The sequence below is a fragment of the Bacteroides sp. 519 genome (assembly GCF_010500955.1).
In the GTDB taxonomy this organism is placed as follows: domain Bacteria; phylum Bacteroidota; class Bacteroidia; order Bacteroidales; family Bacteroidaceae; genus Bacteroides.
Window position 1 is genome coordinate 1 of sequence record NZ_QVMJ01000138.1, and the last position, 311, is coordinate 311.

Consider the following 311-nt stretch of genomic DNA (forward strand, 5'->3'; position numbering starts at 1 on the left):
ATGCACAGGATATGGTAATCATCCGCTTTGGCGACCAGATGAACAACGTAGCCGTAACCGATGGCGATAAAGTAGAAGCCGAAATGCGTTTATCGGAACGGAGGTCTTTAATACCTAGTATTTCATCCAGGATAAGATTAGACGAGATTGTTACAGTGTGACACTTTGCCTGTTTTAAGAAAAATAAGTACCACCGAAGTGTCACACTGAAATGTTTCAAAAGTTATGCTTCACTATTCGAAAGCTGATATTGTGGGTGTGCCATTGAATCATTTTGAAGCCAACTGTAGCGAGAGGAAGATTACAGCCGG

At 41.8% G+C, this 311-nt stretch carries 1 pseudogene; it reads left to right on the top strand.

Features of this window, described 5'->3' with window-relative positions:
* Window positions 1-92 (top strand): annotated as a pseudogene (locus tag D0T85_RS22230) (hypothetical protein); the annotation flags it as partial.
* Between the last annotated feature and the right edge of the window lie 219 nt (window positions 93-311).